At 63.6% G+C, this 26,493-nt stretch carries 21 protein-coding genes and 1 pseudogene; 13 read left to right on the forward strand and 9 right to left on the reverse strand.

All coding sequences use genetic code 11. From position 1 onward, the window contains the following. Positions 1-22 precede the first annotated feature (22 nt). From modB to HKD46_RS02540, 3 genes are all read left to right on the forward strand, one after another. The gene (modB, locus tag HKD46_RS02530; RefSeq protein WP_010674165.1) at positions 23-703 is read left to right on the forward strand and encodes a molybdate ABC transporter permease subunit; all 681 of its coding nucleotides are present in this window, start codon (positions 23-25) and stop codon (positions 701-703) included. Further along, a complete protein-coding gene (gene modC, locus HKD46_RS02535; protein WP_171864880.1) occupies positions 700-1,755 on the forward strand; it encodes a molybdenum ABC transporter ATP-binding protein in 1,056 nt (351 codons plus the stop codon). The genes modB and modC overlap by 4 nt, the downstream gene beginning before the upstream one ends. Positions 1,756-1,822: 67 nt before the next feature. Then, a complete protein-coding gene (locus tag HKD46_RS02540) occupies positions 1,823-2,599 on the forward strand; it encodes an alpha/beta fold hydrolase (RefSeq protein WP_049636339.1) in 777 nt (258 codons plus the stop codon). Positions 2,600-2,667: 68 nt separating this feature from the next. Here the strand turns inward: HKD46_RS02540 and moeB are convergent, their stop codons facing one another. Both moeB and moeA read right to left on the reverse strand, forming a co-directional pair. Then, positions 2,668-3,423, reverse strand: a complete 756-nt coding sequence (moeB, locus tag HKD46_RS02545) for a molybdopterin-synthase adenylyltransferase MoeB (RefSeq protein WP_171864881.1) — start codon at positions 3,421-3,423, stop codon at positions 2,668-2,670. Beyond that, a complete protein-coding gene (gene moeA, locus HKD46_RS02550; protein WP_043154257.1) occupies positions 3,420-4,646 on the reverse strand; it encodes a molybdopterin molybdotransferase MoeA in 1,227 nt (408 codons plus the stop codon). Before moeA ends, moeB begins: the two co-directional genes overlap by 4 nt. A gap of 370 nt (positions 4,647-5,016) precedes the next feature. On the opposite strand from moeA, the gene folE reads away from it, so the two are divergent. Together folE and HKD46_RS02560 are read left to right on the forward strand one after the other, a co-directional pair. Then, complete coding sequence (gene folE, locus HKD46_RS02555) at positions 5,017-5,673, forward strand: GTP cyclohydrolase I FolE (protein ID WP_010674171.1); 657 nt, start codon at positions 5,017-5,019, stop codon at positions 5,671-5,673. 250 nt (positions 5,674-5,923) lie between these two features. After that, on the forward strand, positions 5,924-7,573 hold the full coding sequence (locus tag HKD46_RS02560) for a methyl-accepting chemotaxis protein (protein WP_171864883.1): 1,650 nt from the start codon (positions 5,924-5,926) through the stop codon (positions 7,571-7,573). 236 nt (positions 7,574-7,809) lie between these two features. Here the strand turns inward: HKD46_RS02560 and HKD46_RS02565 are convergent, their stop codons facing one another. Then, positions 7,810-9,543 carry a formate--tetrahydrofolate ligase gene (locus tag HKD46_RS02565; RefSeq protein ID WP_111896512.1) on the reverse strand — a complete coding sequence of 578 codons (1,734 nt, stop codon included), beginning with the start codon at positions 9,541-9,543 and terminating at the stop codon, positions 7,810-7,812. Between the two features lie 66 nt (positions 9,544-9,609). Between HKD46_RS02565 and HKD46_RS02570 the strand changes: the two genes are divergently transcribed. After that, positions 9,610-10,011 carry a hypothetical protein gene (locus tag HKD46_RS02570; RefSeq protein WP_010674174.1) on the forward strand — a complete coding sequence of 134 codons (402 nt, stop codon included), beginning with the start codon at positions 9,610-9,612 and terminating at the stop codon, positions 10,009-10,011. A gap of 8 nt (positions 10,012-10,019) precedes the next feature. Here the strand turns inward: HKD46_RS02570 and HKD46_RS02575 are convergent, their stop codons facing one another. Continuing rightward, a complete protein-coding gene (locus HKD46_RS02575) occupies positions 10,020-10,922 on the reverse strand; it encodes a LysR family transcriptional regulator (protein ID WP_039038856.1) in 903 nt (300 codons plus the stop codon). 109 nt (positions 10,923-11,031) lie between these two features. On the opposite strand from HKD46_RS02575, the gene HKD46_RS02580 reads away from it, so the two are divergent. The 4 genes from HKD46_RS02580 (at position 11,032) to HKD46_RS02595 (ending at position 13,941) form a co-directional block, all read left to right on the forward strand. Next, complete coding sequence (locus tag HKD46_RS02580; RefSeq protein ID WP_010674176.1) at positions 11,032-11,592, forward strand: YceI family protein; 561 nt, start codon at positions 11,032-11,034, stop codon at positions 11,590-11,592. Beyond that, a complete protein-coding gene (locus HKD46_RS02585) occupies positions 11,592-12,326 on the forward strand; it encodes a hypothetical protein (RefSeq protein WP_161470238.1) in 735 nt (244 codons plus the stop codon). Before HKD46_RS02580 ends, HKD46_RS02585 begins: the two co-directional genes overlap by 1 nt. 185 nt (positions 12,327-12,511) lie before the next feature. Beyond that, positions 12,512-13,633 carry an adenosylhomocysteinase gene (locus tag HKD46_RS02590; protein ID WP_103259839.1) on the forward strand — a complete coding sequence of 374 codons (1,122 nt, stop codon included), beginning with the start codon at positions 12,512-12,514 and terminating at the stop codon, positions 13,631-13,633. Continuing rightward, positions 13,630-13,941: a SelT/SelW/SelH family protein gene (locus tag HKD46_RS02595; protein ID WP_010674179.1), complete on the forward strand. Its 312-nt coding sequence runs from the start codon at positions 13,630-13,632 to the stop codon at positions 13,939-13,941. The genes HKD46_RS02590 and HKD46_RS02595 overlap by 4 nt, the downstream gene beginning before the upstream one ends. 63 nt (positions 13,942-14,004) lie before the next feature. Here the strand turns inward: HKD46_RS02595 and HKD46_RS02600 are convergent, their stop codons facing one another. Together HKD46_RS02600 and pepT are read right to left on the reverse strand one after the other, a co-directional pair. After that, a complete protein-coding gene (locus HKD46_RS02600; RefSeq protein ID WP_171864884.1) occupies positions 14,005-15,729 on the reverse strand; it encodes a lysophospholipid acyltransferase family protein in 1,725 nt (574 codons plus the stop codon). A 105-nt stretch (positions 15,730-15,834) separates the two neighbouring features. Next, positions 15,835-17,061, reverse strand: coding sequence for a peptidase T (gene pepT / locus HKD46_RS02605; protein WP_171864885.1), 1,227 nt, complete (start codon positions 17,059-17,061; stop codon positions 15,835-15,837). Positions 17,062-18,086: 1,025 nt separating this feature from the next. Here pepT and speA point away from each other — a divergent pair. Together speA and HKD46_RS02615 are read left to right on the forward strand one after the other, a co-directional pair. Continuing rightward, positions 18,087-19,988, forward strand: coding sequence for a biosynthetic arginine decarboxylase (gene speA, locus HKD46_RS02610; protein ID WP_042882536.1), 1,902 nt, complete (start codon positions 18,087-18,089; stop codon positions 19,986-19,988). A 256-nt stretch (positions 19,989-20,244) separates the two neighbouring features. Beyond that, on the forward strand, positions 20,245-20,433 hold the full coding sequence (locus tag HKD46_RS02615) for a hypothetical protein (protein ID WP_010674183.1): 189 nt from the start codon (positions 20,245-20,247) through the stop codon (positions 20,431-20,433). A gap of 45 nt (positions 20,434-20,478) precedes the next feature. Here HKD46_RS02615 and HKD46_RS02620 read toward each other — a convergent pair whose 3' ends face one another. Beyond that, positions 20,479-20,766 carry a hypothetical protein gene (locus HKD46_RS02620; RefSeq protein ID WP_049636330.1) on the reverse strand — a complete coding sequence of 96 codons (288 nt, stop codon included), beginning with the start codon at positions 20,764-20,766 and terminating at the stop codon, positions 20,479-20,481. 163 nt (positions 20,767-20,929) lie between these two features. Further along, positions 20,930-23,038, reverse strand: coding sequence for a bifunctional diguanylate cyclase/phosphodiesterase (locus HKD46_RS02625; RefSeq protein WP_235673792.1), 2,109 nt, complete (start codon positions 23,036-23,038; stop codon positions 20,930-20,932). A gap of 448 nt (positions 23,039-23,486) precedes the next feature. Here HKD46_RS02625 and HKD46_RS02630 point away from each other — a divergent pair, with 448 nt between their 5' ends. After that, positions 23,487-24,074 carry a histidine phosphatase family protein gene (locus HKD46_RS02630; RefSeq protein ID WP_069784867.1) on the forward strand — a complete coding sequence of 196 codons (588 nt, stop codon included), beginning with the start codon at positions 23,487-23,489 and terminating at the stop codon, positions 24,072-24,074. Positions 24,075-24,122: 48 nt separating this feature from the next. Here HKD46_RS02630 and HKD46_RS02635 read toward each other — a convergent pair. Then, positions 24,123-26,369 (reverse strand): annotated as a pseudogene (locus tag HKD46_RS02635) (DUF3427 domain-containing protein); the annotation flags it as partial. Between the last annotated feature and the right edge of the window lie 124 nt (positions 26,370-26,493).

Here is a 26,493-nt window from a genome sequence, read left to right on the forward strand (position 1 = left end):
TCGACACCCGAGAGGGGACCCTATGAGTGAAGGGGATCTGCTGGCGGTCTGGCTGACCCTGAAACTGGCGGCCAGCACCACTGCCATCCTGCTGCTGCTGTCGCCGCCGCTCGCCTGGTGGCTGTCTCGCAGCCAGCACCGGCTGCGCCCCCTGGTGGAGGCCATGGTGGCCCTGCCGCTGGTGCTGCCGCCCACCGTGCTCGGTTTCTATCTGCTGTTGGCCTTCTCCCCGGAGTACGGCCTCGGTGGCTGGTGGCGGGAGACCTTCGGGGCCCCGCTCGCCTTCAGTTTCCTCGGCCTGCTCATCGCCTCCGTCATCTACTCGCTCCCCTTCGTGGTACAGCCCCTCACCTCCGCCTTCGTCAACATGGGCAACAAGGAGCTGGAGGCTGCCGCCACCCTGGGGATGGGCCCGTTTGAGCGCTTCTTTCGCATCATCCTGCCCATGACGCTGCCCAGCTTCGTGATGGCGGCAGCGCTGGGCTTTGCCCACACCCTGGGGGAGTTCGGGGTGGTGCTGATGATTGGCGGCAACATTCCCGGGGAGACCCAGGTGCTCTCCATCGCCCTGTTTGATCACGTGGAGGCGATGGATTACCAGAATGCCCATATTCTGGCAGGCGGCCTGATGGGCTTCTCCCTGGTGATGCTGGTGCTGGTCTACGGCGTGCTGCAACGCCGACAACGGAGGCTGTTCGGATGAGCCTCTACCTCAAGGCCAGACGTGATTTCGGCCCCTTCACCCTGGCGTGCGATCTGGCACTGCCCCCCAGCCGCATCCTCGGCCTGTTCGGTCCTTCGGGTTGTGGCAAGAGCACCCTGCTGCGCATCATCGCCGGGCTCGACAGGGCCCCGGGCGATGCCCTGCGCTGGCAGGGGCGCGAGCTTGCAGCCCTGCCCCCCGAGGCGCGGCGCATCGGGCTGGTGTTTCAGGATGCCCGTCTCTTCCCCCACCTGAGCGTGCTCGGCAACCTGCAACTGGCGGCTCGCAAGGGGAGGGGGCGCTGGCAGCCAGAGGAGCTGGCTGCTCGCCTCGGCTTTGCCGAGCTGCTGGGGCAACCGGCCCACGGCCTCTCCGGCGGTCAGCGTCAGCGGGTGGCACTGGCCAGGGCCTTGCTGGCCGAGCCCGACTTGCTGCTGCTGGATGAACCCTTCTCGGCGCTGGACAGGCGCAGCCGCATCCATCAGGCCCACGTGCTCAAGGGCTTGCAGCAAGAGAGCGGCATCCCCATGATCTTCGTCAGCCACGCCATGGAGGAGGTGAGCCTGCTCTGCGATGGACTGGTGCTGCTGGCAGAGGGACGGGTGGAGGCCCAGGGCACCCCAGAGGAGATCTTCGCCCGCACCGACCTGTCGCTGGCCAGTCGCGACGACGTCGGGGTCATGCTCTCGGCGACCCTGGCCCACTACGACGAGCACGAGCAGATGGCGACCCTGCGACTCGGGGAGCAGACCCTGATGGTGACCATGGAGCATGCCCCCGATGAAGCAGGCCCCTTGCAGATCAAGGTGGCGGCGCGGGATCTGGTGATCGCCACCGAGCCCATCGTGCACTCCAGCCTCTCCAACTGCCTCGAGACCCGGCTGCTGGAGGTGCGGGAGGTGCGACCGGGGCAGACCCTGTTGCAGTTGGCGCTGGGGCAGCAGATACTGCTGGCCCGGATCACCAGCCGCTCCGCGCAGCGGCTCGCCCTGACGCCGGCCATGCGCCTCTACGCCTACATCAAGGCGGTGAGCCTGGTGGGAGAGGGGTAGACAGGGGACCGGAGTACGGATTGGCTGGCCATGAGTGGCCGGCATGGCGTCGAGAAAGGGGGGACGGGTGCGTCGCAATCAGGTAATGAAATCCCATGGCTTGGCCCTGCGCAGTGCGGGGGAGGGGCCCTTGCTGCTCTTGCTGCACGGGCTGGGCTCTTCCAGCCTCGACTGGCAGGCGCAGATCGAGCGTTTTTCCGAGCGCTACCGGGTGGTGGCCATCGACTTGCGCGGCCACGGCCAGAGCATGCAGGAGGGGCCCTTTGACGTGCCCACCCTGGCGGCGGATGTGGCCCGCTGGCTCGACGAGCAGCCCGAGCCTGCCTGGGTAGTGGGGTTGTCGCTCGGTGCCATGGTGGCGCTGGAGCTGGCGCTGCAACTGCCCCACAAGGTGCAGGGGCTGGTGCTGGTCAACGGCTTCAGCGAATTTCTGCTGGAGACGCCAAAGGAGCAGGAGCGCTATGCCATGCGCCTCAAGTGGCTGCGCTGGTTCGGCATGCGGCCGCTGGCGTGGTGGCTCGGCCGCGAGCTCTTTCCCGGCCCCGATCTCGCCCAGGTGCGCCACACCTTCCGGGGGCGCTTCGTGCGCAACAAAAAGAAGACCTACAAGGCGCTGCTGGAGGCGCTGCCCGGCTGGTCGGTGCGGGCTCGTCTCGGCACCCTCTGGCAGCCGGTGGCCATCATCTCCACCAGTCACGACTATCTGCCCCTGGCGCGGCGGGTGGAGCAGTTCGCCTCCCTGCCCAATGCCACCATCCACACCCCGGATGGTCACCACGCCTGGCCGGCGGAAGATCCTGCCGGGTTCAATCATCTGTTGCAGCGGATCCTCTCAACCCATTGAGGGGGAGCAGACAGCAGAGGTAGATAAAAAAGCCGAACCCCGGGGTTCGGCTTTTTTGTGGGCGCTGCTCAGGGTCTTGAGCAGACCGGGCAGTCGGGGCGTTTGGGAAGCTTCAGCTCGCGAAAGCTGCCACCCAGACCGTCGATCATCAGCAGGCGGCCGCTGTAGCTTTTGCCCATGCCCACCAGCAGCTTGATAGCCTCGAGCGCCTGCAGGCTGCCCACCAGCCCCACCACGGGGGCCAGTACCCCCGCCTCGACACAGGTGAGGGCCTGATCGCCAAAGAGGGCGCTGAGACAGGCGTAGCAGGGTTCATCCTCCTGCCAGGTGAAGCTGCAGAGCTGCCCTTCCAGCCGGATGGCGGCGCCGCTGACCAGGGGCACCTTGTGCTGGCGGGCGCGCTGGTTGAGGAGGTTGCGGATGGCGACGTTGTCGGTGCAGTCGAGCACCAGCTGATGGCGTGGCAGCAGGGCATCGAGCAGCGCCTCGTCAGCGAGGGCGGCGTGGGTCTCCACCTCGAGCCAGGGGGTGAGGGCGCGCAGGGACGTCGCCGCGGACTCCACCTTGAGCTGGCCGATGCGCGCGTCGCTGTGCAGCACCTGGCGCTGCAAATTGGAGAGCTCCACCCGATCGAAATCCACCAGGGTGAGGTGGCCGACCCCGGCCACCGCCAGATACTGGCTGGCGGCGCAGCCGAGGCCCCCGGCGCCGATGACCAGCACGCGGGATTGCTTGAGCGCCTCCTGCCCCTCGAAGTCGAAGGATTTGAGCACGATCTGGCGGTTGTAGCGAAGGAGCTCGGCGTCGCTCAGGATCTCGCTCACAGCAGCAGCCCCGAGAAGGGCTCGACGGTGACCGTCTCACCGGCGGCTACCTTGCCGCGCTCCTGTTCGAGCACGATGTAGCAGTTGGCCCGGGAGAGGGAGCTGAACACCCCGGAGTCCTGGGAGCCGGTGCTGCGTACCTCGAGGCCATTGGGGCCCACGCTCAGGATGCCGCGCTGGAAGTCCAGGCGCCCCGGGCTCTTCTTGAGCGGCTCTGTCGCCAGGGCCTGGAGGGGGTGCGGGCGTGCAAACTGCTGACCGGCCAGTCTGGCCAGGGCCGGTTGCACCAGCTGATCGAAGGTGACCATGGCGGAGACCGGGTTGCCCGGCAGACCGAAGAACCAGGCGTTTGGCAATCGGCCAAAGGCGAAGGGTTTGCCCGGCTTGATGGCGAGCTTCCAGAAGCCAATTTCCCCGAGCTCTTCGAGCAGTTGCTTGGTGAAGTCCGCTTCCCCCACCGAGACCCCCCCGGTGGTGATCAGGGCATCGGCCTCGCGGTCGGCCTGCAAGAAGGCGGCGCGCAGGGCCGCCGGATCATCGGGGATGATGCCAAGGTCCAGGCACTCACAGCCCATGCGGCTCAGCATCGCCTTGACCCCGTAGCGGTTGGAGTCGTAGATGTCCCCGTGCTGGAGCGGGGTGCCCAGAGGCTTGAGCTCGTCCCCTGTGCTGAAGATGGCGACCCTGAGGGGACGGCGCACCGTGACGCTCGCGATGCCAAGGGAGGCGAGCAGCGGCAGCTCTCTGGGGCTCAGGCGAAGGCCGCTTTCGAGCACCCGGGCGCCCTGCGCCAGATCCTCGCCGCGGCGACGGATGTTCTGGCCAGGCGTGGGCGCGGTCAGGAAAGTGATCCCGTTGTCGCCGGCTTGCGTTTCTTCCTGCATCACCACAGCGTCTGCACCCGGGGGCACAGGGGCCCCGGTCATGATGCGGATGCAGTGGCCGGCGGGCCACTCCCCCTCATAGGGCTGGCCCGCAAAGGCCTTGCCCGCCACGGGGAGCGGCATCCCGGCGGCGAGATCCGCCAGGCGCACGGCATAGCCGTCCATGGCGGCGTTGTCGAAGGGGGGGACGAAGAGGGGGGAGCTTATCTCCTCGGCCAGGATCCGATCCAGCGCCTGGGGCAGGGGCAACCGCTCCGTCTCGCAGCAGCAGGTGAGTTGTTCCAGCATCCCTTGCAGGGCCTTGTCCAAGGGGAGGAGTGCACCGGTATCGAATCCCATCATCATGACCTCTCTGGTGTGTAGGGGGCGGATTATCCCAAAAATCCGCTCCGATGGGCAGGCCGAAGGTGCGGTAATGGGGGGCAGATGCCCCGGAGTGATCGGATTATGGGGCGCTATCCCGTTGAATTACCTCCTGATGGGTAACCAGGGCGAGGCTTGCGCGGGATGGCAGGTGGGGAAGAGGCGGCACGGCCGTGCGCCTTGCCCCCGAATGGGCAGGCCGGTGCGGACAAAACGGGGTGGTTTGGCATAAAGTCGGGCACCGGGCTTGAGTTAGACAGAATTATGACAATAATCGCCCTGTAAGATTGCGCCGCGGCACCATGCCGCAGGCCAGCACAGTCCCTGAGCGTGGGAGATAAACACGATGACGAGCTTAAGCCAGGAAGCCCTGTTGGTCAGGGCGGCGCTCGAGGCCGAGGGCCTTGAGACACCTCTGGTGGCCAATGAATTGAGCGGCCAGCAGAAAAAGGAAAAAATCGAAGGTCATATGCGCGCCATCATGGAGACGCTGGGACTGGATCTGGCCGACGACAGTCTGGCCGAGACCCCGCACCGCATTGCCAAGATGTACGTGAACGAGATCTTCTCCGGCCTCGACTATGCCACCTTCCCCAAGGTGACGGTGATCGAGAACAAGATGAAGGTGGACGAGATGATCATGGTGCGGGACATCAGCCTCACCAGCACCTGCGAGCACCACTTCGTCACCATAGACGGCTTTGCCCACGTGGCCTACATTCCCCGCGGCAAGGTGATTGGCCTGTCGAAGATCAACCGCATCGTGCAGTTCTTCGCCCGCCGTCCCCAGGTACAGGAGCGGCTGACCCAGCAGATCCTGCTGGCGTTGCAGACCCTGCTTGGCACCAGGGACGTGGCCATCAGCATCAAGGCGACCCACTTCTGCGTGAAGGCCCGTGGCGTGATGGACTCCACCTCCTACACTACCACCACCTCCCTGGGCGGCGTCTTCAAGACCCAGCCCGACACCCGCGCCGAATTCCTCGGTGGTCTGAAAGGGTAGTGCTCCCGGGGCCTGTCGCCGACAGGCCCCGTCTCCTTTCCCTCACTTTTTTTGAAAAATACCTAAAGTTGTGACCGTGCCGGTCGCTATGGCTCTGTGTGTTGTCGGACGGTCTGGTTGACGCCGACACCCCCGGGCCCGCCCTTGTGCGCGCCGACAGGGACGAGATGTGCTGCCAAGGAGGGTAGTGAAGGCGCAGGCCAGGCCTGCGCCCAGCAATGCCACTTGTTTTCCCCATGCAGGACATGCCATGAACACCATGACGATAGGCAAAAAACTTACCGCCGGCTTTGCCGTACTCGGCCTGATGATGGCCTTTATCGGCGGCTTCTCGCTGTTTGAATTCAGCAAGATGAACCGCGCCGCCATCGGCTTTACCGACAGTATCCTGCCCGCCGTCGTGCGCACCAGCACCCTCGGCGAGACCATCAATGCCCTGCGCCGCTACGAACTGGATGTCTTCCTGGTGGCGGACGATGCCCAGCAGAAGGCCCGCTATCGCAACGAGAGCGAGAAGAGCCTGCAAGAGGCTGCGCGCCAGATAGTGGCCCACGATGGCACCATCTGGGCGGAGGATCGGGAGGAGCGCCGCGCCTTTGACATCGTCAAGGCGGACTGGGAGAGGTACATCGCCCTGCACCAGCGCATCCGGCAGATGCAGGACTCGGGACAGATGGCCGAAGCCCGGCACCTCTTCATGGGGGAGGGGGTCACCCTCTACACCACCCTGAGCAAGTCGGTGGGGGATCTCATCCGCATCAACCACGGCTACTCCGTGGGTTCCCGCGCCGAGGTGATCGCCGCCTTTGACAGCGCCAAGCTGAGCGTGACCCTGGCCCTGGTGATCGGCCTGGCCCTGGTTGTCGCCCTCTCCGTGGTGCTGACCCGCCAGATCCGCGACCCGCTCATCATGCTGGCCCGTCAGGCCCAGCGCATTGCGAGCGGTGATCTCGGTCGGGGCGAGCTGCAGGAGTGGATCCGCGGCAACCGCTTCAACCGCGACGAGCTGGGCCAGCTGGGGTCGGCCATCGACCGGATGCAGGGGGCTCTGGCGGAGCTGGTGAGTGAAATCTCCGGTTCGGTGAGCCAGCTCAGCAGCGCGGTAGAGGAGGTGAGCGCCATCTCCGAGCAGTCCGCCAAAGGCATGGCAAGCCAGCAGGGAGAGGTCTCTCAGGTCGCCACCGCCATGAACGAGATGCAGTCCACCGTCAATGAGGTGGCTCGCAACACCACGGACGCCATGGGGGCGGCCAAGCAGGCTTCCCGCACCTCCACCCAGGGCAACCAGGTGGTGCGCAGCGCCATCGGCAGCATAGAGCAGGTTTCCCGCCAGATAGAGCAGGCCGGGAGCGTGGTGCAGCAACTGGAGACCGACAGCGCCAGCATCAGCATGGTGCTGGACGTGATTCGCGGCATCGCCGAGCAGACCAACCTGCTGGCCCTCAACGCGGCCATCGAAGCGGCCCGGGCCGGCGAGCAGGGGCGTGGCTTTGCGGTGGTGGCAGACGAGGTGCGCAGTCTGGCCCAGCGTACCCAGGCATCCACCGCCGAGATCAGCAAGATGATCGAGGTGCTTCAGGAGCGCACCGCCGAGGCGGGCAGCGCCATGCAGCTGAGCCGTCAGCAGATGCAGGAGAGCGTGGAGCTGGCGCGGGAGGCGGGGAGCAGCATCGACAGCATCAACGGTGCCGTCACCCAGATCACCGACATGAACACCCTGATCGCCACCGCCACCGAGCAGCAGAACGCGGTCACCGAGGAGCTCAATCGCAGCATCGTCAAGATCCACACCGCCGCCGACGAGAATGCCCAGGGGGCGCAGCAGACCGCCCAGGCCTGTGTCGAGCTGAGCAAGCTGGCCAATACCCTGCACCATATGACCCAGCGTTTCACCCTCTGAGTCTTGCTGCCACCCGGCACAGCGCAGAAGGCCCCGCCAATCGGCGGGGCCTTGTCGTTTCTGGCTGGACCTGGGCGCCGTCAGCTCAGGCCGACAATGTCGCCGTCATCGTTGATGTCGATATGGTGTTCAGGGACGGCAGACTGCCAGCCTGTACGTCAGCTCAGGCCGACAATGTCGCCGTCATCGTTGATGTCGATATGGTGTTCAGGGACGGCAGGCTGCCAGCCTGCGCGTCAGCTCAGGCCGACAATCTCCCCGTCATCGTCGATGTCGATATGGCGATAGGCCGGCAGACTGCCCAGGCCCGGCATGGTCATGATGGGGCCCGCCAGGGCATAGACGAAGCCTGCCCCCGCGCAGAGTTTCACCTCCTCGATGGGCACCTCGAAGTCCGTCGGCACGCCCTTCCTGGCCGGGTCATGGCTGATGGAGAGCGGCGTCTTGGCCATACAGACGGGCAGGTGATCCTGGCCCTCTGCCGAGAGTCTGGCCAGTTGCTGGCGCGCCTTGTCCGAGAGGGTGATGCCCCGGCCGCCATAGCCGCACTCCACCAGGGTGGCGAGCTTGGCGGCAAGGCTCATCTCATCGGGGTAGAGCAGCCTGACCTCACTGGGCTGCTTGCAGGCCGCCACCACGGCGTGAGCCAGATCCGCCGCGCCCGCGCCACCGTCAGTGAAGGCCCGGGAGAGGGCGACCCCACAGGCACCGGCCTGGCGCGCCGCCGCCTCCAGCAGGGCCAGCTCGGTGCCGCTGTCGGTGGGGAAGCGGTTGATGGCGACCACCACGGGCACCCCGTAACGGCGGGCGTTGTTAATATGCCAGGCGAGGTTGGCGCACCCCGCTGTCAGGGTGGGCAGATCTTCCCCTTGCAGGCTGGCCGGCAGTGGCTGGCCCGGCCGGATGTCGAGCAGGCCGCTGTTGGCCTTGAGGCCGCGCACCGTAGCCACCAGCACCACGCAGGCGGGGGCGAGGCCGGACTGGCGATACTTGATGTTGAAGAACTTCTCCAGCCCCATGTCGGAGCCAAAACCCGCCTCGGTCACCACGTAGTCGGCAAGACCCAGCGCCATGCGATCGGCGATGACGGAGGAGTTGCCGTGGGCGATGTTGGCAAAGGGGCCGGCGTGGACCAGCACAGGGGTCTGCTCCGTGGTCTGCATCAGGGTGGGCTTGAGGGCGTCTTTGATCAGCACCGTCATGGCCCCCGCCACTTCCAGCTGCTCGGCGGTCACGGGCTTGCCGCGCAGGTCGAGGGCGAGCTGGATGCGGCCGATACGCGCGCGCAAGTCCTTGAGATCCCTGGCCAGCGCCAGAATGGCCATCAGCTCGGAGGCGGCGGTGATGACGAAGCGATCGGGGCGCTCGACACCATCGGCAGCACCGCCCTGGCCGAGGGTGAGGTGGCGAAGCGCCCGGTCGTTCATGTCCAGGGTACGGGGCCAGAGGATGTTGGCCGGGTCGATATCGAGCCGCGCCAGGCCGGTTCTGGCGCTGAACTGGTCACCGAGTTTGCGTTCATGGAACAGGCGGGCATCGAGGGCGGCAGAGGCCAGGTTGTGGGCGGCGGTGAGGGCGTGAAAATCCCCGGTGAGGTGCAGGTTCATCTCCTCCATCGGCACCACCTGGGCCATGCCGCCCCCGGCGGCGCCCCCCTTGACCCCGAAGACGGGGCCGAGGCTCGGTTGGCGAATGGTGGCGATGCTGGGCTGGCCGATGTGGTTGAGCCCCATGGAGAGGCCGATCGTGGTGACCGTCTTGCCCTCCCCAAGGGGGGTGGGCGTGATGGCGCTCACCAGCACCAGCTTGCCGGGCTCGCGGGCGGGGGCGTGATGGAGCAGCGCGAGGTCGAGTTTGCCCTTGTAATGGCCGTGGGGGTGGAGATGGGCGGCCGCTATGCCGAGCTGTGCTGCCACCTCGGCGATGGGCAGGCGGGGGGACTGGCGGGAGATCTCGATATCGCTTAGCATCAGCACCTCGTTGGCATGTCAGGTCAAATATGCGGCGAAGTCTAGAGGAATCAACAGGGTAATCCAATGAGCAATACTATTTTATCCGGCAGTCGTGAACCCCATCAAAGCCCCATCCTGCTGGATCTCAACGCCCTCTATCATCCGCCCAAACGGCCCCTCACCGCCCTTGGCATCGTCAGCGCCTTCATCCCGCTCTTTGGTTACGGCTGGCAGGCGATGACTCAGGATCCCGAGACCCACTTTCGCCACGAGCTCGGCAAGCGCATCAACAAGCACAAGAGCGACGAGGCAAACCTCGCCCTGATGATGCAGTTGGCGGCCATGCTGGATTGCCACTGCCTGCACGTCACCCTGCCCTATGCGCTGGGGGAGGCCGAGCTCGCCGCCTTGCGCCAGCGTCTGCCACGCTGGCAGATGAGCCAGCAGGATCACCTGCTGGTGGCCGAGCTGATGCCCACCCCCTGAGCCCGGGCTCAGGTCTCCCTGTCCCAGTAGTGGGGCGCCAGATAGCGCTCCTGCACGAATTCGATGAAGCAGCGCACCTTGGCCGACACGAAACGGCGGTGCGGATAGAGGGCATAGAGCCCCACCTGCCCCTTCTCCCACTCCAGCAACAAGGGGACCAGCGCCCCCGAGCGCAGCGCATCCCCCACGATGAAGGTGGGCTGCAAGATGATGCCCTGGTGGTCGCAGGCGGCCCGGGTCAGGGCCACCCCGTTGTTGGCGCGAAGTGGCCCCTGGGGACGGATGCTGTGCTCCTCCCCATCCCGTTTGAAGACCCAGTCCGGCTGGGTCAGGGTGTAGATGAGGCAGTCGTGCTGCTTGAGATCCTCCGGGGTCTTCGGCCTGCCCCGGCGGGCCAGGTAGTCGGGGCTGGCGCACACCACCATCTTCATCATGGCGAGCGGCTTGGCCACCAGGGAGGAGTCCGGCAGGTTGCCGATGCGCAGGGCCAGATCGAACCCCTCCTCCACCAGGGCCACCCGCCGGTCGCTGTACTCAATCTCGAGCTTCAAGTCCGGGTAGCGCTCGCGAAACAGGGGCAGGGCGGGGGAGAGGTGCAGGTAGCCGAAATCCATGGGCACCGAGAGCTTGAGGGTGCCCTGGGGCTGCTGGTTGTTGTGGGTGAGCTGGCTGTGGGTCTCTTCCAGCTCCGCCAGCAGGGCCAGGGAGCGCTGGTAGTAGAACTGGCCCGCCTCGGTGGGATTGACTTGGCGGGTGGTGCGCGACAGCAGCCGGGTGGAGAGGGACTCCTCGAGCTGCTGCATCAGCTTGGAGGTCATGGCGACCGAGATCCCGAGCTGATGGGCGGCCTTGGTGAAGCTCTGGCACTCCACCACCTTGATGAAGGTGCGCATGGCGGCTATCTGATCCATATTCCACTCTCGGTTGATAATTATTTTAATAAATCGATGATTATCTATTCTCGATAGGAGGTTAGCATTTTAGACACCGTTGTGAACCCCCAATGAAGGAACGATCGGAATGAAAATGACCAAGGCCCTGCTGGCCTCTTGCCTGTTTATGGCGGCTCCCCTGATGGCTGCCGATTACGATGTCGATGCAGCGCACACCACAGTCCAGTTCAAGGTGGGCCACCTCGGCTTCTCCGAACTGGTCGGCCGGTTCAACACCTTCAGTGGCACCTTCAGCATGGACGACGCCAACCCGGCGGCGGCCAAGGCGAGCTTCGAAATCGATGCCGCCAGCGTGGATTCCAACCACGAGGCCCGCGACAAGCACCTGCGCAGCCCCGACTTCCTGGACGTGAAGCAGTACCCCAAGATGACCTTCGTCAGCACCGGCTATGAAGGCACCAAGGACAAAGGCGTACTCAAGGGCACCCTGACCCTGCACGGCGTGTCCAAGGACGTGGCCTTCGACCTGGTCCACATCGGGGAAGGCAAGGATCCCTGGGGCGGCTACCGCAGCGGCTTCAACGCCACCACCACCATCAAGCGCAGCGAGTTCGGCGTGAACTACATGGTGCCGAACATCCCTGACGAGATGACCATCAACCTGTTCGTTGAAGGCGTGCGCAAGTAATGGGCGCAGCACTCCTGCTTCAAACCCTGGCGGCTCCTTTTGGGGCCGCTTTGCTGTCGTGGCGCTGGCCGCGGCTGGGCTATCTGTGGGGCGCCCTGGGGATCTGGCTGGTGGGTTGCCTGCTGGGCGGTGCCTATGGCCTGCCGGTCAAGGCGTGGCAGTGGCTGCCGCTGACCCTGCTGGTGCCCGCCCTGACCCAGGGTACCAGCAAGGGGATCGCCCTCGCGCTGTTCGGGGTGCTGGGCGCCCTGGTGTGGTGGCAGGGGCTGGCCTCCGTGCTGGCGAGCGAGCCCGGGATCTGGCTGGCCCTGCTGCCCGCCATCCTCTGGTCTGGCTGGACGAGCTGGCGTGGTGACAGCGAGGAGGGGCTCGGCTTCGCCCTGGCCTTCATCTGGCTGGCGCTGGTCATCGGCATCGATGGCAGCCTGCTCATCGCCCAGCTGACGGGGGCCCTGGCCGCGTTTGCCGGATTCCGTGCCCTGCTCGGCGCCTTTGCAGGGGTCAAGGTGACCCCGGCTGCCCTGGGGCTTTCACTCGCCTTCGTGCAGATGCTCGCCTGGCAGTACGTGGAAGTGCCCCTGCTGGTGCTGCTGCCGGTCTGGCTGTTGCCGCTGCTGGAACGTGCCCTGCACGGGCGCCCGGGACTCTCTCGCTGGGGGGTCTTGATCCTGGTGGCGGCCGTCGGTGCCGGAGTGAGTCTGTGGTGGGTATGGCCAGAGGCGTCACTTTACTGATTTCTGCATGAAAAACAGGCTATTACCTTAGAAATTGATGGGCTTGTCAAAGTCTGGACAGATAAAGATTGAGACCCATGGTGCTTTCGGATAAAAAGGATTTTCAATTATCTGGATACACACAGAACCCGGCTATGCCGGGTTCTGTTTGCCTGCTTTCCCGCGGCACGCTAAGGAGGCCACAGTTGCACAGTCAGGGATCTGAGCATCTGTTTTTTCGCCATTTCACCGAACAGGGATGTCTTGGGGATCTCTGCATCCTGCTGGTGACCCACCTGCTTCCCGACAGACCCGACTTCATCCAGGTGCTCGATCGGGTGGGCCGGGTCGGTGCCATCCTGCCCAAACCCAAGTCCGTGCACGGGCCGACGCTGGCCTGGGCCCAGCAGCACTACCCCGTGCTGCCCCTCAATCGCCACTGGACCTCGGATCCCGGTGAGGTGATCGCCCAGATTGCCCCCCTGGTGATGTCCCACGAGCGGCTCATCATCCTCGACATCGGCGGCTACTTCGCCAAGAGCCAGGCGGTACTGGCCGAGCACTTTGGCGCCCGCTTCATCGGGGTGGTGGAGATGACCGAGAACGGCCATCAGCGCTACGAACAGGAGTCCCTGGCGGCCCCCGTCATCTCGGTGGCCCGCAGCCCCCTCAAGCAGGCGGAAGATATCCAGATCGGCCTGAGCGTGGTCTACTCCGCGGAGTCCCTCGCGCGTACCCTGAGGCGTACCTTCAATGTCTGCCAGGCCGCCCTGTTCGGCTATGGCAAGGTGGGGCGCAGCATCGCCCGGGAACTGCGCTGTCGCAACCTGCATCTGGAGCTGGTGGAGACGGATGCCCTGCGCCAGGTGGAGGCGCTCTCCCACGGCTTCAAGCTGGTGAACAAGGCCGAGGCCCTGGGCCGCGCCGAGCTGGTGATCTGCTCCACCGGCAACGGCTCCCTCGACATCACCGATCTGCAGGCCCTGCGCCCCGGCGCCATGCTGGCCTCGGTTACCTCCGCCGACGACGAATTCGCCTTCAGCCTCGCCCAGCTGCCCTGGCCGAGCGAGGAGGTGTGTCCCCATGTGCTGGCCCTGACCCGGCCGGACGGCAGCACCATCTTTTTGCTCAACCGGGGGGAGGCGGTCAACTTCGTCCACGGCGCCGTCATCGGCGAATATGTCTACCTGGTGCTGGCAGAGATCATCGAAGGGGTGCACCAACTGGCCCATCAGGCATCCACCCCGGGCCTTCACGAACTGCCCCAGGCCACCATGCAGCGCATCGCTCGCCACTGGTTGACCGATTTTCACGGAGTCACCCCATGACAGACACCCATTTGCCCCTCGCGAAACCGCGCATCGAAATCCGTTACTGCACCCTCTGCCGCTGGATGCTGCGAGCCGCCTGGCTCGCCCAGGAACTGCTCTCCACCTTCGACGGCGAACTGGGAGAGGTGGCCCTGGTGCCTGCCAGCAAGGGGGAGTTTCGCATCCTGGTGGACGGGGTGCTGGTGTGGGACAGGGTGGCCGACGAGGGCTTCCCCGAGGCCAAGGAGATCAAGCAGCGGGTGCGGGATGTCATCGCCCCGGAGCGGGATCTCGGCCATGCGGATCGCAAACCCGCAGCCGAGTAGGCTGCATCACCCATGATGTGAAAGAGGGAGGCGCAGGCCTCCCTCTTTCGTTGCGGCCCCCGGTCAACGGTCGCCAGATGTGGCCAGCCCTTCCCCGGCGGGGAGGCCAATATAGCGGGCCCGCTTGTGGGGCTTGATGCGGCTCACGTCCACCCACACCAGGCCGTCGATGCAGTGGTTGAAGTCCGGGTCGATGCCAAAGTCCATGAACTGCACGCCCCCCGGCTCGCACAGCTCGGCGTACTGCTTGTAGAGGGTGGGAATGGCGCAGCCCAGGTTGTCGAGCCCGGCCTTGAGCACCTTGAGGTCGTCCCCGTAATCGCGCCCCTCGAACAGCGTCGGCGTGGCGGGATAGGGGCGGCGGGAAGGGGCGAGGGCAAGGGTGGGGGCGAAGTGCTGGCGATAGAAGCTCACCAGCAGATCCTTGGCCGCCGGCGGCAGGCTGCCGGAGAGGGTGACGGGCCCGAACAGGTAGCGGTATTGGGGATAGCGGGCCAGATAGGCCCCGATGCCGAACCAGAGGTAATCGAGCCCCCGCTTGCCCCAGTAGGCGGGCTGGATGAAGCTGCGGCCAAGCTCGATGGCCTGTTCCAGCCGGGGCAGCAGCTTCTCTTCGAAGCCGAACAGGGTGTGGCTGTAGAGGCCATCCAGTCCCTTGCTGGCCAGCCGTTCGGCCACCGGGGCGAAACGGTAAGCGCCGATGATGTCGAGGCGGGCGGGATCCCAGAGGATGAGATGGTGATAGTCATCGTCGAAGGCATCGAGATCCCGCCGCTTGCCCGAGCCTTCCCCCACCGCCCGAAAGGCAATCTCCCGCAGGCGCCCCAGCTCACGCAGGATCACCGAGTGGCTCTGCTCGTGGCGGCGATAGAGCAGGATGCGCTGGCCGTCCGGGGTCTGGCCGAGCAGCTCGCACCCGTCGATGGCCTGTTTCAGCAGGCGGCGATCCTCCGGCAGGGCGATGGGGGCCTCGGTCTGCAACCGTCCCGCCTTGCCCCGAGCGATTCGGTAGAGGTGGCCGCGCACCAGCCGGGCCGCCGTCTTGGCCGGCAGCTCCTGAAAACTGGCGAGGGGAATGCGCGCCCCTATGGTCACCGGCAGCGTCTGCCCCTGCTGGCGAAACAGTTGGCGTACCAGCAGCAGGGCGGAGGCGGGCTTGTTGAGCCAGGAGGCGAGATAGAACCAGAGGCTGTTGCGCCCTCCCAGGTGAATGGGCACCAGGGGCGTTCGGCTGCGCTGGGCCAGCTTGATGAAGCCGGCCTGCCAGGGGCCATCCTTCACCCCCTTGGGGCCGAGGCGGGAGACCTCGCCTGCGGGGAAGATAACCAGGGCCCCGTCGGCGACGAGGTGTTCATTCATGGCGAGGATGGCCTGCCTGTTGGTCTTGCCCCCCAGGTTGTCCACCGGCAGCAGCAAAGGGCGCAGCGGCGCGAGCTGGGCCAGCACCTGGTTGGCCACTATCTTGACGTCGGGGCGGATGCGCCCGATGAGGCGCAGCAGGGCCAGTCCGTCCAGGGAGCCGATGGGGTGGTTGGCGACAAGAATGACCCGGCCGCTGGCGGGAATGTGCTCGAGCTCGGCCTCGCTCACCCGGTAGTCGAAGTGGAGCTCGGTGAGGGCCTGCTCGACGAAGTCCAGACCGCGCAGGTGGGGATGGCGCATGGCAAAGCGGGTGAAGGCCTCCTCGTGCAGCAACCAGCTCAGCCCCTGCCTCATCAGGGGACGGAGGAGGGGCTGGCTGGCGAGGTGGGGCAGGTGCTGCCCCAGCAGGGTATCGACGTCGAACATGGGCAAGGCTCCGCTGAACTTTGCCCCAGCTTGACGCCCCTGCGTGCCTTTCGTGTGTCGGTTGGGTGACGGTTTGATGACGGGGCGAACCCCGTCCTTGCCCCCTTACTCAGCCCGCCAGGCAGAGGTGAGGCGCACCAGCGCCACCAGGGTGGCGACCGCTTTTTCCATGGATTGCAGGGGGATGAACTCGTGCTTGCCGTGGAAGTTGTGGCCGCCGGTGAACAGGTTCGGGCAGGGCAGCCCCATGAAGGAGAGCCGGGCGCCGTCGGTGCCGCCGCGAATGGGTTTGATCTTGGGCACCACGTCGGCGGCCTCCATGGCGGCTTTGGCCAGCTCGACGATGTGGGGATGGGGCGCTATCTGGCTGCGCATGTTGCGGTAGTTGTCCGCTATCTCCAGGGTGATGCGCGCCCTGGGAGCGTCCAGCTGCAGGGAGGCGACCCGCTCCTTGAGCTGGGCCTTGCGGGCGGCGAAGCAGTCATCGTCGAAGTCGCGGATGAGGTAGTGCAGGGTGGTCTCCTCCACCGTACCTTCCATCCGGGCCAGGTGGAAGAAGCCCTCATACCCCTGGGTGCACTCCGGGGTCTGCTCGGCGGGCATGGCGGCATGGAAGCGGGCGGCCAGGGTCTGGCTGTTGATCATGCTGCCCTTGGCGGTGCCGGGGTGGACGTTGTTGCCTGTGATGCGCACCGTGGCGCTGGCGGCGTTGAAGTTCTCGCATTCGAGCTCGCCGAGCTCGCCGCCATCCACCGTGTAGGCCCACTTGGCCGGGAAGCGCTCCAGCGGGAAGCGGTCGGCACCGCGCCCTATCTCCTCGTCCGGGGTAAAGCCGACCCAGACATCGCCACGGGGGATCTCGGGGTGAGCCTGCAGGTATTCCACGGCGGTGAGGATCTCGGCGATGCCCGCCTTGTCGTCGGCCCCCAGCAGGGTGGTGCCGTCGGTGGTGATGAGATCCTGCCCCAGGTAGTTTTTCAGGAAGCGGTACTGGCGGATGGCCAGCACCTCGTCCCCCTTGCCAAGGCAGATATCGCCCCCCTGATAGTTCTCGACTATCTGGGGAACGACGCACTCGGCCTCGTAATCGGCTGTGTCCATGTGGGCGATGAGCCCGATGGCGGGGGCATCCGGCTGGTTGCCCGGCAGGCAGGCTGTGAGGTAGCCATGCTCGTCCAGGGTGACCTGGCTCAGCCCCATCTGCGTCATTTCGTCGCACAGGGCCCGGGCGAAGAGGCGCTGTCCCTCGCTGCTGGGGCAGGCAGGATTGGTCGCATCGGAGCGGGTATGAAAGGTGAGGTAGTGGAGAAAGCGCGAAAGCAGGGTGTTCATGGGCAAGCCTCGGGTCACGAAAGAGGAGTCATTGTGGCCAAGACGGCGGCGCCGCTTATTGCGTCAGCGCAGTTTTTGATGACTTTGTGGGGGAGAGGAGGGCCATCGAAGGGGAGGGGCAGGGATCATAGCGCGGCAGTTTGCATAAAAATTCCAAAATAAAAACTGGTTAAGCAATTGCGAAAAAGCTGAATTTCCCCTCGGCCCAGCGCTGGCAAGGGGTGACCCAAAAAGCGTGACGTGTTGGTTATTTTCATCACCTCGCCCACGCACTCCCATCCCCCGCCATCCCAGAGCCCGCCTTGCTGGCAGCGAGATTTTGCCCCCTGATGAAAACCCGTTTTTTAACACGATTTTTTATTGTCACTGGCTGCGGTAAGTGTGTACACTCCGCGCCGATCCGAGGGCAACCCTGCGCAGGCCGTGTCCGCCAGACCCGCAGGATCATGACGCCTATAGGGCGAGGCACGCAGAAACGACAGACACTGCTGGGGAATGGTTTCTTTAATACCGGTTAGGCTCCGGTATCAGGGAGAACAACGGACTCTCATCTTTCAGCTGACCGAGTGGGCTTCGGGCTCATCATCTCCCTTGTCATGGGCGGTCACTGGCGTTGAGCGGGTCGTAGTGGTTGTCGTCCATCAACACGATGCGTGCTGACGTCTTCCCTTCTCTTCCTTGAAACCCTCTCCTGTCCGTCGGGATGGCTGCCGAATGATGAACAAACGGCGTGGCTGATGCCGATTGTCATCAAAGTACCGCGGTACGCCGGCAAGGTGTTACCGCATACCGTTGAGCTTGATGTAAAGCCACCAGCCCCACATCAAGACTCGTTACTTCCCAAGATCCACCAGGCAGCCTTGGCTTGCCGCGATGTGCAATGAACAGGATGTGGCGGAGCATGCTCCGTTGCGGGTCCAACGTCAGCAGGCCGCTCTGGCTTGCCGCATTTTGCAATCAATGGTCTGGATGTGATTGAGGGTAACGAAGGCGGCCCACGGCCGCTCATTTGCGAGGCATAGCCCATGACTAACTGGTCCAGCAAGGACTCCTTGAAGGTCTACAACGTTCCCTACTGGGGTGCGGGTTTTTTCAATATCAATGACGCCGGTCATGTGACCGTCTCTCCCGACAAGTCTCGCCCCGAGGCTCAGATCGTGCTGTCCGAGGCCATCGAGCAACTGCGCCAGTCCGGGCTGACCACGCCGGTGTTGCTGCGTTTCCCCGACATCCTCAAGAGCCGGGTCGATGCGCTGTTCAACGCCTTCGGTCAGGCCATCGAAAAGTCAGGCTATGAAGGGGATTACCTGTGCGTTTACCCGATCAAGGTAAACCAGCAGCGCCGCGTCATCGAGACCATCAGTCAGTCCTACAGCGACAAGCCGAGGCTTGGGCTGGAAGCGGGCTCCAAGCCCGAGTTGCTGGCCGTGCTGTCCCATCATCATGAGCAAGGGTCCGTGATCGTCTGCAACGGTTACAAGGACCGCGAATACATCCGCCACGCCCTCCTGGGCAACCTGATGGGCCACAAGGTCTACATCGTGGTGGAGAAGCCCTCCGAGCTGGAAATGGTGCTCGACGAGTCAGCTCGTCTCAACATCAAGCCCAACATCGGGGTGCGCGCCCGTCTGGCGTCCACCGGCTCCGGCATGTGGGAATCGAGCGGCGGTTCCATGTCCAAGTTCGGTCTCTCCGCCTCCCAGATCCTGGCGCTGGTGGAGCGTCTGCGCAGCCTCGGCAAGCTGGACTGCCTGCAACTGCTGCACTTCCACCTGGGCTCCCAGATCGCCAACATCCGCGACATCCAGGGCGGCATCCGCGAGTGCGGCCGCTTCTACGCCGAGCTGTGCCGTCTTGGCGCCAAGGTCGAGGTGGTGGACGTGGGCGGCGGCCTGGGTGTGGACTACGAGGGCACCCGTTCCCAGAGCCACTGCTCCGCGAACTACAGCCTCTCCGAGTACGCCAACAACGTGGTCTGGGGCATCGGCGATGTCTGCCGCGAGTTCGACCTGCCGCACCCGACCATCATCAGCGAGTCCGGCCGTGCCCTGACTGCACACCACGCCGTGCTGGTCACCAACATCATTGGTGCCGAAGGGGTGGAGGTGAACGACATCAGCGCCCCGGACGAAGACGCGCCCACCATCTTGCAGAACATGTGGAAAGGCTGGCTGGACCTGCGCGGGGAAGATCCCTCCCTGCTGGAGATCTTCCACGACTCGGTGGCGGATCTCGGTGACGTCAACGCCCAGTACACCATGGGCCTCTTGAACCTGGAGCAGCGCGCCTGGGCCGAGATGCTGCACCAGAACACCTGTCTGGCACTCAAAGAGCTGCTCAACCCGGTCAACCGCAACCACCGCGCCCTGGCTGACGAGCTCTCCGAGAAGCTGGCGGACAAGTGCTTTGCGAACTTCTCCCTGTTCCAGTCCCTGCCGGATGCCTGGGGCATCGGTCAGGTGTTCCCGGTGATGCCGCTGGCCGGCCTCGAGCGTCCGCTCACCCGCCGCGGCATCCTGATGGACATCACCTGCGACTCCGACGGTCAGGTGGAGCACTACGTCGACGGTCTGGGGGTGGAAAGCACCCTGCCGATGCCGGTCTACGGTGAGCACGAAGAGTGCCATGTCGGCTTCTTCCTGGTGGGTGCCTATCAGGAGATCCTGGGGGATCTGCACAACCTGTTCGGTGACACCCACTGCGCGGAAGTGTGGCTGGATGAAGAAGGCAAGATGGACATCCGCAACGTGGTGCGTGGCGACACCGTCGACCAGCTGCTGCGTTACGTCAACATCGACCCGTCCGTGATCCGCGAGAACTACCAGCGCATCGTCTCCCACCCGGCGCTGGACGACGAGACCCGCAAGGCCCTGCTCGACGAGCTGGAGCTGGGTCTGCAAGGCTACGCCTACCTGGAAGACGAATAAGCCAGCGGCTTGTTCCCCGTCGGTCAAATGACGGACATGAAAAACGGCGCCTTCGGGCGCCGTTTTTGTTGTGCTGTTGCCTGGCTGGGGCCGGTTGGCGGGCTCTGTCATCCAGGCTGGCGGCATCCCGCCCCGGCCAGATCCGGCCACTGCCCGCTTCTGCCCGTCACCACCCTTGATCCAGGTCAAGGGGGACTCGGGCCGCTTATTTTACGGTCAAGAGTGATGTTGGTGAATGACACATAAGGATCTGCGTATGGAACTCAAGAGGGACCCGAGATGCTATACCGACGTCTGTATCGACGGTAAGTGGTATCACTACGATCACTGCAGCACTCACGTTTATATGCTGATGGGGGGCGCCGCCCCCAGCCTGCAGCTTGCCCATGAACCCGGCAGTGAAGAGGAGCTGGTGGAGATGCTCCGCCAGCACCCCCAACGCTGACTGCCTGCGGGCCATCGGGGGTATCGTCCCGGCGGCCCGCCTTGTTCAGCCCGCCTTGCGGCCCAGGATCTTATTGCCCATCTCCAGCAAGGCCGTTGCCGCCGCATAGGCCTCGTCTGACTTGCCTATCTCGTCCGCTACGTAGAGAAAGCCGGATCTGTACTTCTCAACCGCCTCGCGGGGAGTGGCCGCGTCGATGAAATCCTCTTCCACCTCGAACCCTTGTGTCAGCAGCGCCTCCTTCTCCGTGAGGAAGGTGGGGGAGGCCATGTCGACATAGGTATATTGCTGACGGCGGGAGGCGGGGACGCTGAAGAACTGGTATCTGGCCATGGATGTGGCTCCTCTGAACGGGTGATCTGCCATGGGGGCGCTCGATGCGCCCGGCAAAATAAAGGAGCATTCGAGTCTTGCAGCAGACTACCTTGAGTCGTGAAGGGACGCAATCGGGCTGGTGATGACCCTGGCGACATGGGCGCAGCGCCTCACCTGCTTGTCAGACAAGCACATCTTCCAGCACCTGTTGGGGAGTCTCGGGAGCGCAGTGGACAAGCAGTTGCTCCCCGGTCATGGGGCGCCCGAGCAGGTAGCCCTGCAAGGTGTCGCAGCCCAGCTCGGTCAGCAGGTCCCGCTGCTCCGGGGTTTCCACCCCCTCTGCCACGATGCGCATCTCCAGGGCCTGACCCAGGGCGATGATGGCGGCGATGATGGTGGCATCGTCGCCTCCCCGCTCCAGGGTGGTGACAAAGCCCCGGTCAATCTTGAGCTCGTTGGCGGGGAAGCGCTTGAGGTAGAGCAGGCTGGAGTAGCCGGTGCCGAAGTCGTCGATGGAGATGCCAAGGCCGAGCTCGGCCAGACGGTTGAGGATGGCGAGGCTCTCCTCGGCCTTCTGCATGGCGGTGGATTCGGTGATCTCCAGGGTCAGGTGACGGGCCTCGAGCCGATGGCGGGCGAGGGCGCCCTGCACTTCCTCCAGCAGCCCAGGGCTGGCGAGCTGGATGGTGGAGAGATTGACCGCCACGCTCCAGTCGTGATGACCCGCCGCCCGCCAGGCGCTCATCTGGCGGCACGCCTCGTCGATGACCCAGTTGCCGATGGGGATGATGAGCCGGCTCTTCTCCGCCAGCGGCAGGAAGCTGGCCGGCGAGACGGCACCATGCTCCGGGTGCTGCCAGCGCAGCAGGGCCTCGGCGCCGACCACCTGGCCGCTGCGGGCACAGTATTTGGGCTGGTAGTGCAGGGCCAGCTCCCCCCGCTCCAGGGCATGTTGCAGCTCCTTGTGCAGCAGGAACTGCTGGTGGGCGTTGGCGTTCATGGCGCTGTCGAAGTAGTAGTAGTCGTTGCGCCCCTGCTCCTTGGCGTAATACATGGCGGCATCGGCGTTGAGGGTCAGCTCGTGCAGGCTGGTACCATCCTGGGGATAGACGGCAATGCCGATGCTGGCGGTGATGTGCAGGCTGTGGTGCTCCCACTCATAGGGCTGGGCCAGGGTGGCCAGCAGCCGCTCGGCAAAGGCCGTGGTCTGGCTCACATCCCCCGGCGCCAGTGCCAGCACGAACTCGTCCCCGCCAAAGCGCGAGGCGGTGTCGCTGGCACCGAGCAGGCCGGTGATGCGCTGGGCCACCTCGGCCAGCAGCAGATCCCCGGTGTGGTGGCCGTGGGCATCGTTGATGATCTTGAAGCCGTCGAGATCGAGAAACAGCAGGGAGAAGCTGCGCTGGCTGTGCTGACACTCCTGGATGCGCTGCTCCAGGCGGTCGGCAAACAGCAGCCGGTTCGGCAGCCGGGTCAGGCTGTCATGGAGCGCCAGCTTGAGCAGCTCGTCGTGGGCCTGATGCAGGGAGGTGGAGAGCTTGGCGGCGTGGGCATCCAGCATGGAGAGCACGAAGGCGATGGCGAACACCGCCAGGGTCACGATGATGACCACGGTTGCCAGCCACTGGGTATTGAGGCCGGTGTAGAGGGCCCCGCACAGGCTCTCTGCGGGGAACTGGGCCGCCGCCATGCCGGTGTAGTGCATGCCGATGATGGCCGCCCCCATCACCAGGGAGGCGAGGGCCTTGCTGAAGAAGGCGCGGGGCGAGCTGTTGCGCAGGCGAAACGCTATCCAGAGCGCGGCACCCGAGGCGAATACCGCGATGAGGATGGAGAGGATGAAAAGCCCAGGCAGGTAGTGGATGCCGGGCGCTATCTTCATGGCCGCCATGCCGATGTAGTGCATGGTGGCGATGCCGGCACCCATCAGTACGGCCCCGAACAGGATCTGGTGCCAGGGGAGCTGGGGACGACTCACCAGCCAGAGCGCAAAGGCCGAGGAGCCGATGGCCGCCACCAGGGAGAGACCGGTGAGGGTCAGATCGTATCCCAGCGCGATGGGCAGGTTGAAGGCGAGCATGCCGATAAAATGCATGGACCAGATGCCGAGCCCCATGGCGAAGGCTCCCCCCGCTAGCCAGAGCACGGCGGCCCGTCCCCGGCTCTGGCTCACCCGGCTGGTCATGGTCAGCGCCGTGTAGGAGGCGAGCACCGCCACCAGGATGGAGAAGAACACCAGATCCTGGCTGTAATAACTGTCGAGCATGGGGTGGGTTGGGGTCACGTTCATTTACTCTGGGGTACATCAGGGCCTGAGCCTGGGCCGGGTCAGGGGAAATCGGGTGGCAGATTGTACACCAGGCGTCCCTGTCGTGAGCCAGAGATACGTACCAAAATGGCCCCCGGATCAGAGCAAAAACTCTGTCTTTTCTGGCATTGGCCGCCATCCTGTGACCGATAAACCGGCACATCCCCATTTTATCCCGTCTGAACAACAAGATAGGGGGGCATGGGGCGCTTGCCACGGCGCTGGCGGGCCCGTGGCGAAGGCGTGTGGTATGCGCACAAGGCGCCTGTGCGATAAAGGCGCGCAGCCCCTGTCGTCCTTTCACGATCGCCGCAGACCATGCGCTCAAGGAGTCAGCACAAGCCTGCATCCTCCGGGTCTTGGTTGACCCGGTACATCTGTTATCATCTTCCCCCTGTTTTCTTATCTCGTTGACTCTGCTGGAGAAACCATGTCTCGAACCCTCTATTTGCTGCGCCATGGCCAGACCCGTTACAACGCCGAATTGCGGTTGCAGGGGCGTTGCAACTCCGAGCTGACCCCCAGGGGAGAAGCCCAGGCCCTCGCCATGGGGGCCCGTCTGGCCAAGCTCCTGACCGAGCCCACCGACTGGACGATCTACGCCAGCCCCCTCGGCCGGGCACGGCAGACGGCGGAGCGGGTGTGTCAGCAGCTTGGCTTGGACCAGGAGCGCATCATCTGGGACGAGCGGCTGGTGGAGCTAGGGATGGGGGAGTGGGAGAGTCGCCGGGTACCCGAGCTGCTGGCGGCCCACCCCGAGCTGGATCTGGAGGAGCCGGACTGGTATCTGCGGGCTCCCCATGGTGAGAGTTTTGAGAGCATTCAGCGCCGGGCCCGGCAATGGCTTGAGGACGAGCACATTGCCGAGCAGGCCATCGTGGTTTCTCACGGTCTCTTTGGCGCCATGCTGCGCGGCGCCTATGTGGATCTGGACTACACCACCACCTGGCTTCAGGAGCTGCCGCAGGATGCCTTCTTCAAACTCAGTGGCGGTCGCATAGAGCGGATTGCCTGCTGACCACACGAAGGCGGCCCGCCGTGGGTGGGCCTTTTTGTGATGGGTCGCTCAGCCAACTGCCAATTTGGCCGCTTCTTTCCACATAAACGGCGGCATTGGGGTCATTAGGCGCCATTTGATGTTCATCGGTTGGCTGCCGCTGTGGGATACGTACTCCACCTCACCAAAGTTCACAAAGCCAAGGGTGCGGCCAAATTCATCTTTGCTCTGCTCACGAACGAACAAAAACAATCGCTTACCCTCTGCCCTGTGGTTTATGTAACTCAGCCCCTTACCCCGCTCTGGGCGAGCGCTGTTTTGGCTCTGCCAATGAAACAGCGACTCGTTGATGGCGTAGTCGTGATAACGGGTGGTGGGGGAGAAGTGCTGCTCCGTTTTGTTCAAGGTCACGAACAGCAACTCGATATTTTGCTCTGCGATGACATAGACCCCTTCGCGAGCCGTGGGTTGCTGCGCGAAGGTGGTCGCGCCAAAGCCAACCAGTACCTGCTCTCTGGCATAACGGGCATGCAGTTGCAGTGGATTGCCGGGAAGGTCAGGCATGGCCAGTTGCTCGTGTTGCACCCGGTTGATCAGCATGGGCAACAGATCTGCAAGCTCGGCCCTCAACTCTGGTTGATTGAGTTGTTTCAGGCTGTGCGCCAAGGAGCTAAAGCCGGCGTTGGGTCCGCTTTGTTGCCAGAAGTCGTAATGGCACATCAAAGCCATCCGCTCATCCTGCTCAGCCGTTAAGGTAAAGGTGCTTTCCACCAAGGTTTGTAAGAAGTTCAAGTAATGGAGCGCATCGCAGCCCAATAGCCGGGTTTTGATGGCCCGGGTGTAGAGGGTAGATAGCTTCTCATCGCTCATTTCAGAAACAGTGTGGTTGCGGGCTTGTTTGACCAAGGTGCTCCAATTGCCGCGCTTGTAGATCTCCTCAAGGCTGATGTGAGGGTAGAACTTCAGAAAATTCGCCAGTGTCAGCGGTAAATCGCAATCCTGTGAGAAACGGCGGATCAGGCCCATGAGGCGCGAGGTATTGAGAGTCGCCTTCTTGATATTGCTCAGAATTAACTCTTGGGTCTGTTTTGAGAGCTCGATGCGGCAGCCCAAGGGGGCGTGAGGGAAGCCTTGTTTGATCTCGTGGCTGATCGCCTTATTGGTTTTACCCACCAGTGCCCGGAATTTCTGGGCAAAGTCATACTCCGCACGGGCATTCCCAACAAAGTCCAATACGGTGCAGCACTCTTTATCGCTCGCCAGCCGCAGGCCACGTCCCAATTGCTGCAAGAAGATGGTGAGGCTTTCCGTTGGTCGTAAAAACAGCAAGGTATCGACTTCCGGGATATCAACCCCTTCGTTGAAGATGTCCACCACGCAGAGAATATTGATAACGCCGGTACGCAAATCTTGTTGCTTACGATGTCGCTCGTCTCGGTTATCGCTAGTGAGTATGTCAGCTTTGATACCCTTCAATAAAAATGCCTTGCACATAAAGTCGGCATGTTCACGGCTCACACAAAATGCCAGTGCTTTGATCTTGGTAATATTGGTGACGATCTCATTGAGGCTCTGGACTATCTTCTGTACCCGCTGCTGATTGTGGGTATAGATATTGGTGAGCTCAGTGATGTCATAACGGCCATTTTTCCAAGTCACTTGGCGCAAGTCAGTATCATCATCGATACCAAAATATTGGAATGGACAGAGATGGCGACGATTGATGGCCTCGGGCAAGCGGATTTCTGCTGCGATGACACCACAAAAGTCGGCAAGAATATCACCGCCATCATGGCGCTCTGGCGTTGCGGTTAATCCCAACAGAATCTGAGGTTCAAAGGTGGCGAGCAGACCGCGATAACTGGCCGCCGCAATATGGTGAACCTCATCAATGACGATGTAATCGAAATAGTCTTGACTAAGACGTAAATTAGCCAGCTGGTTATTCAAGGATTGCACCGAGGCAAACAGCTGACGGTAGTGGGTTGGCACGGCGCCGCCGACCAAGAGTTCGCCAAAATTTGATTGCTTGAGCACTCCGCGGTACGAGGCTAATGCTTGGCGCAAGATCTCCTCTTTGTGGGCGACAAACAGAAACTTGGCATCGGGTTTGGTTTTCAAAAAACGCGCAAAATCAAAGGCGGAGATCAGAGTTTTTCCTGTACCGGTAGCCGCTACCACCAAGTTACGAAAGCGCTGGTGTAAAGCGCGCTCCATCGCCAATTGTTCAAGAATCTCCAGTTGATGGGGAAACGGCGTGATATCAAAGAAATAGGCAGGGTTATTTCTGTCCCCATCCCCACGGGCCTCTTGCAGGGTGAGAGCGTGAACATTTTGTTAAATTTCACCCAGTTTTTTGAGACCCGCATTGAGTACCGTTTCCAGATATTCACTGCTCATTCCTGCGATTTTTTGCTTCCGTCTTACGCTCGCCTTGCGT

It is taken from the genome of Aeromonas sp. TW 6 (genome assembly GCF_013168745.1).
In the GTDB taxonomy this organism is placed as follows: domain Bacteria; phylum Pseudomonadota; class Gammaproteobacteria; order Enterobacterales; family Aeromonadaceae; genus Aeromonas; species Aeromonas caviae.